9 protein-coding genes are annotated in these 8,362 nt (G+C 64.1%); 7 read left to right on the top strand and 2 right to left on the bottom strand.

Annotation, left to right across the window (positions count from 1 at the left end; genetic code table 11):
- Positions 1-416: 416 nt before the first annotated feature.
- Positions 417-2,546 carry a serine/threonine-protein kinase gene (locus VLE48_12845; protein HSA93893.1) on the bottom strand — a complete coding sequence of 710 codons (2,130 nt, stop codon included), beginning with the start codon at positions 2,544-2,546 and terminating at the stop codon, positions 417-419.
- A gap of 263 nt (positions 2,547-2,809) precedes the next feature.
- On the opposite strand from VLE48_12845, the gene VLE48_12840 reads away from it, so the two are divergent.
- The 3 genes from VLE48_12840 to VLE48_12830 all read left to right on the top strand — a co-directional run bounded on the left by VLE48_12840 (position 2,810) and on the right by VLE48_12830 (position 4,878).
- Positions 2,810-3,370, top strand: a complete 561-nt coding sequence (locus VLE48_12840; protein ID HSA93892.1) for a hypothetical protein — start codon at positions 2,810-2,812, stop codon at positions 3,368-3,370.
- 195 nt (positions 3,371-3,565) lie between these two features.
- Entirely contained in the window at positions 3,566-4,288 is a 723-nt protein-coding gene (locus tag VLE48_12835) for a hypothetical protein (GenBank protein ID HSA93891.1), read from the top strand.
- A 215-nt stretch (positions 4,289-4,503) separates the two neighbouring features.
- The gene (locus tag VLE48_12830; protein ID HSA93890.1) at positions 4,504-4,878 is read left to right on the top strand and encodes a cupin domain-containing protein; all 375 of its coding nucleotides are present in this window, start codon (positions 4,504-4,506) and stop codon (positions 4,876-4,878) included.
- Between the two features lie 96 nt (positions 4,879-4,974).
- Here the strand turns inward: VLE48_12830 and VLE48_12825 are convergent, their stop codons facing one another.
- A complete protein-coding gene (locus VLE48_12825) occupies positions 4,975-5,145 on the bottom strand; it encodes a hypothetical protein (GenBank protein HSA93889.1) in 171 nt (56 codons plus the stop codon).
- Positions 5,146-5,295: 150 nt separating this feature from the next.
- Here VLE48_12825 and VLE48_12820 point away from each other — a divergent pair, with 150 nt between their 5' ends.
- The 4 genes from VLE48_12820 to obgE all read left to right on the top strand — a co-directional run bounded on the left by VLE48_12820 (position 5,296) and on the right by obgE (position 8,185).
- Positions 5,296-5,967: a zinc ribbon domain-containing protein gene (locus tag VLE48_12820; protein ID HSA93888.1), complete on the top strand. Its 672-nt coding sequence runs from the start codon at positions 5,296-5,298 to the stop codon at positions 5,965-5,967.
- A gap of 207 nt (positions 5,968-6,174) precedes the next feature.
- Positions 6,175-6,714: a 50S ribosomal protein L21 gene (gene rplU / locus VLE48_12815; protein HSA93887.1), complete on the top strand. Its 540-nt coding sequence runs from the start codon at positions 6,175-6,177 to the stop codon at positions 6,712-6,714.
- A 54-nt stretch (positions 6,715-6,768) separates the two neighbouring features.
- Positions 6,769-7,041, top strand: a complete 273-nt coding sequence (gene rpmA / locus VLE48_12810; GenBank protein HSA93886.1) for a 50S ribosomal protein L27 — start codon at positions 6,769-6,771, stop codon at positions 7,039-7,041.
- Positions 7,042-7,126: 85 nt separating this feature from the next.
- Positions 7,127-8,185 carry a GTPase ObgE gene (gene obgE, locus VLE48_12805; protein HSA93885.1) on the top strand — a complete coding sequence of 353 codons (1,059 nt, stop codon included), beginning with the start codon at positions 7,127-7,129 and terminating at the stop codon, positions 8,183-8,185.
- Positions 8,186-8,362 lie beyond the last annotated feature (177 nt).

The following is an 8,362-nucleotide window of genomic DNA, read 5'->3' as shown; positions in this document are numbered from 1 at the left end:
TAAGGCGCTCTTAGCGATTGGCTCTTGGCGGTTGGCGACTGCGAAGATCGAGTGACGAGTGGCGAGTAACGAGTGCCCAGTGAACCCACTTCCAAGGCAGGAACGGGCGCGGTGGGAGGAGATCGGGTTGTTTTCCCGTTGTTATCCTACTATAAGTTCAGAATAGCATTGTGGACAGGGTGAAAGGCGCATTTTTCTGCCGATCGGATTTCGAGTGGGATCAGGCGGTTAGGGGGAATGTGGGGAGATTGACACATTGACAGGGCGCGAAGCGCCCGTCGCTTTCCGCTCTCCGTGAAAACCGCAACCCATTTTGCTGCGGATGAACGCGGAAGGACGCGGATGAGAAAAGCAGCACTCAGCCAAGGATTAACCACAGAGGACACAGGGGAGCACTGAGGTCGAGAAATGCTGTCCTACTTCGCCAGCGTTTCATCCACGACGTGCTTGCCGCCCTTTTCCACGGTGACGAGTTTCTTGACGGGCTTGTAGCCTTCGCGGCTGACGACGATCTCATACGTTCCCGGGTTGAGGTAGAAGTCCACCGGGGTGTTCTTGCCCAGGGCCTGGCCGTTGACGGTGACCTGGGCGCCCTTGGGATTGGTGCGCACGGTGACGCGGCCCGAGTCCTCGGGTTTGCCGCCGAAGATGCCGCCGAAGCGGCCGACGACCTTGATGTTCTCGGTGCTGCCGGTGAGCGAAAGCGTGGGCGCGAACTGGGCGGACTGTCCGGGTGACAACTGCATGGTCTCCGACGCGTCGCGGTAGCCCTGCTTGCGCACGGTGATGGCGTGGCTGCCCTTGGCCACGATGAGCTGCGCGGGCGTGACCTTGCCGGTCGCCTTGCCGTCGAGCAGGATGGCGGCGCCGGCCGGGTCGCTGGAGACGGAGAGCGTGGCGGCCAGCTCGGTGAGTCCCACGGCCACGGTGGCCTTCTGCCCGGCCGAGACCTCGATGGTGCGGGTGACGGCGGTGTGTCCGGCCTTGCTGATGGTGATGGTGTGTGAGCCGGCATTGAGCGAGGCGGTGTGGGGCGTGACTCCGGCCGCCTTGCCGTCGATGAGGATCTCGGCGCCGGGCGGATTGGAATCAATGGAGACGTCACCGGTCACGATGACGGGCGCGGCCGGCGCGGGTGGCGGCTGCTTGGCCTTGGCTCGGGCGGCCGCGGTGCGCGGCTCGGGCGTGGCCGGCTCGGGCTCCGTAGCCGGCGTGGCCGGTTCCGGCTTGGCGAGGGAGGCGGCGGGCGCGGGCGCGGCGGCAGCCGCTTCCTGCTCCGGCGCGGGACGGCGCAGCATCACCGCCAACACGACAGTGATGATGACCAGCAGGCCGATGGCCCCGCCCATCATGTAAATCAATTTATTGCTCGGCCCGCTCTCCGGCGCCTTGGGCTTGGCCGCCGCCGGCGGTTTGGGAGCCACCGCTTGCGGAGCCGCCTTGGGCGTGGCCCGCTCGGCTTTGGGCGGCGCGGCAGCAGGCGGGGGCGCGGCAGCAGCCGGAGGTGCAGGCGCCAACGGTGCGGGCGGGGCTGCGGGCGGAGCTTCCGGTTTTGCCGGCGCGGGTGCGGCGGGCGCTTCCGGCTTGGGAAAAACCTTCGGAGGCGGCGCCGGCGGCGGAGCCGGAGGCGCGTACATGAAAGTGGTTTCTCGCGGCGGCGCGGGCGCTGGCGCCGCGGGTTTAGCCGGAGCAGGGGCAGCCGGCTTTGCCGGCGGGGCGGGCGGCTCGGGTGCCGGCTCCGCGGGCGCGATCTGCAAGTGGCGGTAGTTTTCCAGGTCACGGACCAGGTCGGCGCCCGTGGCATAGCGGTCCGCGGGCGCTTTGGCGAGCGCCTTCATCACGATCCAACTGATGTTGGGATGGACGTCCTTGTCCACTTCGTGGGGCGCGGGCGGATTTTCTTCCATGATCTTGCGGCGGACTTCGGCGGCGGTGTCGCCGGCGAAAGGCTTCCAGCCGGTGACCATCTGGTAGAGCATGGCGCCCCAACTGAAGACATTGGAGCGCAAGGTGAGCGGTTCGCCGCGGGCTTCTTCGGGCGAGATGTAGAACAGGGCCTCGCTCAGTTCGTTGCCGGTGTGGCGGCGAGGGAAGCCGAAATCCATGATCTTGGCGGTGCCGTCCCACTCCAGGACGATGTTGCCGGGGCGCAACTCCGGATGGACCACGCCCTTGGATTGCGCGTGGTCGAGGCCGGAACAGATCTGGCGGCTGAGGTCGGTGACCTCGGAGAGCGTGAGCGGCTCGCCTTTTTCGAGCGACTTGGAGAGCTTCACGCCCTCGACGAATTCCAGGGCGACATAGAACAAGCCGCTGGCTTCGCCGCCGCCCAGGACGCTGGCGATGTTGGGACTGTCGAGGGCGCTGGCGGCGCGAGCGGCGGCGCGGAAGGCTTCCGCGTTCTGTTGCGCGGCGGGAGCGTCCATGCGCATGGTGCGCAGGGCGACGGTGCGTCCCTTGAGGTCAGCCGCCTTGTAGACCGAACCGCCCTCCCAGGCGGCGAGCTCTGCCAGGATAGCGAACGGCCCAATGCGGTCATGTGCCATGACTCACTCCATCGCTACTTTACAAGAGCGGCGAGCCACTGTGGGAAGGGTACGCAGGCAGGGAGGTCCGACCCAGCCGAGTAAAACTTTAGCGAAGCCGCCGGGCGGACGCCAGTGGAAAGCGCGAGCCGGCGGTTACGGAAGATGTAGTCCTGCCGGGAGGGGCGGGGCGACGGCTTGACCGGCGCCAGCCACGGGGGTAGGCTGTCGCGCGGCCGGGGCGGCTGGACAAGCCCTGCGGCGCGACGTGGGAGGGCGGGGATATGGTCCCATTGACGGCGTTGTGGCTTCCTATCGTGTTGGCGGCGGTGATCGTGTTCGTCGCCAGTTCCATCATCCACATGGTGCTTCCCATCCATAAGAGTGATTACAAAAAGCTGCCCAACGAGGACAAGCTGCTGGAGGCGATGCGCAGCGAAACGCTGCCCACAGGGCTGTATCACTTTCCCCATGCCGACAGCATGAAGGAATGCGGCTCGCCGGAGATGGTGGAGAAATTCAAGCGAGGACCGGTGGGCCTGCTCACCATCATGCCGTCAGGAGCGCCGGCCATGGGCGGCTACCTGGCCAAGTGGTTTTTCTACTGCTTGCTGGTGGGCTTTTTCACCGCCTATCTGACCGGACGCACGCTGCCTGCGGGAACGCACTACCTGGCCGTCTTCCGGGTGGCGGGCACGGCGGCGTTCATGGGCTACGGCCTGGGTCACTTCGTCAATTCGGTGTGGGGAGGACAGCCCTGGAGCAACACCATCAAGCACATGATCGACGGGCTGATTTACGGGCTGCTGACCGCCGGGACGTTCGGGTGGCTGTGGCCGAGGTAAGCGGTTTTCATCCATCCGATTCGATGGGGTAACCACCTCCGGGTGCCCTAGGTAACCACTCGACCGCTTACCCTCGCCCCACGTAAGTGCCATTGTTCGCGGTAGTTACCTGCCTTATCCTGTATTCCCCGCTGGTACGGCACGTTTTCCCCCCAACAGTGCGCTCATCGGGCTCTAGGTGCCTTTGGAGGATATATGTCGAAGCGCGTAAGCAAATTGGGATGGGTGGCGGTCGTCCTGGTGACATTGGGGGTAACAGCCTATGCGGGCAGGGCTCTGCAGTTGAGAGCGGATCTGGAAGAGACTTGCAGCAACTGCAGTACTGATTTGGCCAACCCGGACATCGGGCCGGGTCCCTACAGCCTGCAAAACGACATCCCGGGCGGCTACCTGCCGGGAAACGGCGTGAAGTCGCAGATCCTGACCCACAGCGCGGTGTACACGCTGGACACCATGAACACCCTGGTGAACGGCGTGGTGGGATCCGGGACGCGCTACGTGCAGATGCACTTCTACTCCTCGGTGGAAGGTTCGTCGCAGTATCCGAACAATGTGCTGCCGGCATGCTGGGAGGGCCAACACGATCAAAACCAGGCAGTGAACTGGTCGATCTTTTCCGACAATTCCGTGTTTTTCGACAACATGACGGTGGGCCAGCCGTATCCGGGCCGGGCGCGCATGGACTTCAACGTGCGCAACGGCGCGTGTGACCGGCAGATCTATCGCTACTACCTGACGTGGTACGCAGTGTGCATCACGCGCACGGGTGCGAGCTCCTGGGATGTGACGTCGGACAGCTGCGGCAGAGCAACCAACTACGGCGAGGCCAACCTGCAGGGCCAGGGCGGCCGCAAGAAAGAAACCATCAACTATGGCGACTGGCGCATGCCCTTTAGGCTGACGCTCTCAGCGCCGTAAAGGAACCAATCAGCAGTCAGGAATCCGCTTTCAGTCAGGACTGAGGAAGCACGGAGCAGAGAGGCTCCGTGCTTTTTTCTTTTGCGGCCGTGTACCGGTTATTCCTGATGCCCCCTGCCCTTCGTCCTTTGTGCATCGCTTGCCCGGGGTGAACCGCCACTCATTCCAGGTAGAAAAACCCGAGACCGGCCACCCACCCGGTTCATCCAACCGCCATGCCCGTACAAACTGTGAATCTGGCAGAGAAGTTCACGCGCTTTTCCGAGCACTGGCAACCCAAGATCGCGGGCGAGATCAACGACACCTACGTGAAGCTGGTGAAGTTCACCGGGGAGTTCGTCTGGCACCACCACCAGCAGGAGGACGAGATGTTCCTGGTGGTGAAAGGCACCATGCGGATGAAGCTGCGCGACCCCGCGGAGCGCGAGCTGCAGGTGCGCGCCGGAGAATTCGTCATCATTCCGCGAGGCACGGAGCATTGCCCGGTGGCCGACGAGGAAGCGCACGTGGTGCTGTTCGAGCCCAAGACCACGCTCAATACCGGCAACGTCACCAACGAGCGCACCGTGCCGGAATTGGAGCGGGTGTGAGGAAAAGCGGTCAGCGATCAGCACCCAGCAATCAGCGGGCAGGCATGCAGGCGCTCCAGGCTGACTGCTGATGGCTGAATGCTGAGTGCTTCTTCCTCAACCCGCCGGTGAAACGGATTTTGCCCAGCGCAGCTCATCCAGCTTGTGGACGATGTCCGCCAGAAACTTGGTGACTTTCTCCGGCTCCTCCAGCTTGCCGCCGCTGGAGCGGATGGTCTCTTTGGTGATATCGACTGCCATGGTGAGCACTTCCGGCGCAATCGGCATGGGTGTCCCCCCTTTGAGAGTGACCGGGAAATATCGCGTAGTGGGCGGTGCGTGTCAAATGAGGTGAGCTGCGGGCGGTTTGACCGATTCGCCGCCCTCTACATTGTCCGCGGCACCTCTGATTCGCTCCTTACAACCGCTTTGACTAGAATGACGGGTCCGTATCCCTACCTGCCGCGCGGGGGCTTGATGACGCTGATTCAGTTCACTCGCAACCACAACGACCACTCTACCGACAAAGGCTACCAGTTCGAGTTTTTCTGCGACCGCTGCGGCAACGGGTTCACCAGCGAATTCAAAGCTTCGGCCACCGGCATGGCGGCCAGTGCGCTGCGCGCCGCCGGAGGGCTGTTCGGCGGCATGCTGGGATCGGCCGGGTCGAGCGCCTACGAGATCCAGCGTGCCATCCAGGGTCCGGCGCACGACAAGGCCTATCGAGAAGCCATCGAGGAGGCAAAGCCCAACTTCCGCCAGTGTCCGAAGTGCACGAAGTGGGTCTGCAGGGCGACCTGCTGGAACCAGAAACGCATGCTCTGTTACGAGTGCGCCCCCGATATTGGAACCGAACTGGCCGCCGCCCAGGTGCAGGCCACGGTGGAGCAGTTGAAGGAAAAGGTCCGCCAGCAGGACATGACCAAGGACATCGATACCACCAGTGAAGCCGTGGCGAGTTGTCCGGAATGCGGGGCCGCGACCCAGGGCGCGAAGTTCTGCCCGGAATGCGGCAAGTCGCTGCGCCCCAAGAACCAGTGTTCGAAGTGTGGCACCAAGTTCGGGTCGGGCACGAAGTTCTGTCCTGAGTGCGGGAACAAGATAGCGTAGGCGGCCCATCCGGCATCACCACGAGGCGGCGGAGAATGATCCAGGACGACCGGACACGCGGGTTTGACCACTTCCCCGCAAGCACGTTAGAATCAAATGGTTTGCCGGTAGTGCCAATCCCTCTAAGCAAGCGCCCGTCCCGCACCTGAGGGGCGGAGAGGCGATTCCAGCGCATCCCATCGGGGACGTTTCAACGGAGGAAGCATCATGTACGCGGTCATTCGTGCGGGCGGGAAACAGTATCGGGTAGCGCCCGGCGACGTCATCCGGGTGGAGCGGGCGGGCCACAAGAACGGCCGGCTGGAATTCGACGTGCTCGCCGTCTCGGCGGCCGAAGGACAGCTTTCGCGCGGCAACGGCGCCAGCGTCGTCGGCCAGGTAGTGGAAGAAGGACGCGCCGACAAGATCCTGGTGTTCCACTACAAGCGCAAGAAGCAGTTCAAGCGTCTGCGCGGGCATCGCCAGCCTTTTACGGCGGTGCGCATCACCGAGATCGCGTTCGAGGGCCAGAAGTTCACCGCGCCCGAGCTTCCGGAGAAGAAGGCGAAGGCTCCGAAGCCCAAGCGGGAAACGGCTCCGGCGGTGGAAGCGGAAGCCGCGCCGGCTCCCAAGGAGCACAAGGCGAAAGCCAAGAAGGAAGCCAAGCACAAGGCCGAGGCGCACGAGAAGAAGGCCGCCGCCCCCAAGACAGCCGCGAAGCACAAGGCGGCCAAGCCGGCGGACAAGGACAAAAAGAAAAGGAAGTGACGCCGGGGCGTCTGAGCCCGCCGGCGTCATCCTGAGCGAAGCGAAGGATTCTTTATGGCACACAAAAAGGGACTGGGAAGTTCACGGAACGGCCGCGATTCCAACTCGCAGCGGCTGGGTGTGAAGGCGTTCGGCGGGCAGCTGGTGCACGGCGGCACCATCATCGTGCGGCAGCGGGGCACGCGCATCAAGCCGGGGCTGAACGTGGGCCGCGGCAAGGACGACACCCTGTTCGCCAAGATCACCGGCGTCATCAAGTTCCAGGACAAGGGCTCGATGGGCCGCTACGTCATGGTGGTCCCGGTGGATGAGCCGGCCAAGGCGTAGGACTTCACCACAGAGACACGGAGGCACAGAGAAAGCTCTGTGCCTTTTGCTTTTCTGGCTACTGACCACGAGCCACTGACCCCTGATGTTCATTGACGAAGCCAAAATCCGGGTGAAAGCGGGAGACGGCGGTAACGGCTGCGTGGCCTTCCGGCGGGAGAAGTTCGTGCCCCGCGGCGGGCCTTCGGGCGGCGATGGCGGCAAGGGCGGCGACGTGTACCTGGAATCGTCCGAGCGCCACAACACCCTGGTGCACTTCCGCTTCAATCCGGAGTACAAGGCGGAGCGCGGTCGGCACGGCGAGGGCTCGAACAAGACCGGGCGCGAAGGCGTGGACATCGTGCTGAAAGTGCCGGTGGGCACCGTCGTCTATGACGAAGCCACGGGCGAGCGGGTGCACGACTTCGCGCGCGCCGACGAGCGCCTGTGCATCGCCCGCGGCGGGCGCGGCGGGCGCGGCAATGCTCGCTTCGCCACCTCGACCCACCAGGCGCCGCGCGAGTCCGAGCCCGGACGTCCCGGAGAAGAGCGTCACCTGCGGCTGGAGCTCAAGCTGCTGGCCGACGTGGGGCTGGTGGGCTATCCCAACGTGGGCAAGTCCACGCTGATCTCGCGCATCTCGGCGGCGCGGCCCAAGATCGCCGATTATCCGTTCACCACCCTGCAGCCCAACCTGGGCGTGGTGGCGGTGGGCGAGGCGGCGGAGATGTTCAGCTTCGTGGTCGCCGATATCCCCGGGCTCATCGAGGGCGCGCACGAAGGCGCCGGCCTGGGCACGCAGTTCCTGAAGCACATCGAGCGCACGCGTCTGCTGGTGCACCTGGTGGACGTCAGCGACTCCAGCGGCCGCCCCGATCCGGTGGAAGATTTCAACGTCATCATGAACGAGCTGGAAAGCTTCGGGGCCGGGCTGGAGCGGAAGCCCATGATGGTGGTGGCGTCGAAGCTGGACGTCGCCGACCGCAAGTCGCGCGACTCGAAGCTCGCCCGGCTGCGCCGCCATGCCAGGAAGCTCAAGCTCGAGTTCCATGCCATTTCCGCGGTGGCCGGCGAAGGGATTGAGGAGCTGAAGTACGCTATGGCCAAGCGTGTCCGCCGGGTGCGCTCCCAGGAGACGGCTCTCGCCGCGGATTCACGCGCATGAACGCGGATAAGGAAGTGAATCAGTGAATCAGTCAATCAGTGAATCAATGAACACCGATTGGAGACGGTGCGTTTTAATGATTCAATGATCCGCTGATTTACTGATTCAATCATGCGAATTGCTCTCTTTGGCGGGACGTTTGACCCGGTGCATCGCGGGCACCTGGCGGTAGCGCGG

The organism is Terriglobales bacterium (genome assembly GCA_035454605.1).
Taxonomy (GTDB): Bacteria; Acidobacteriota; Terriglobia; order Terriglobales; family Acidobacteriaceae; genus DATMAB01.
The sequence above is the reverse complement of the archived record's forward strand: the minus strand, read 5'-3'. Positions and strand labels throughout refer to the sequence as shown.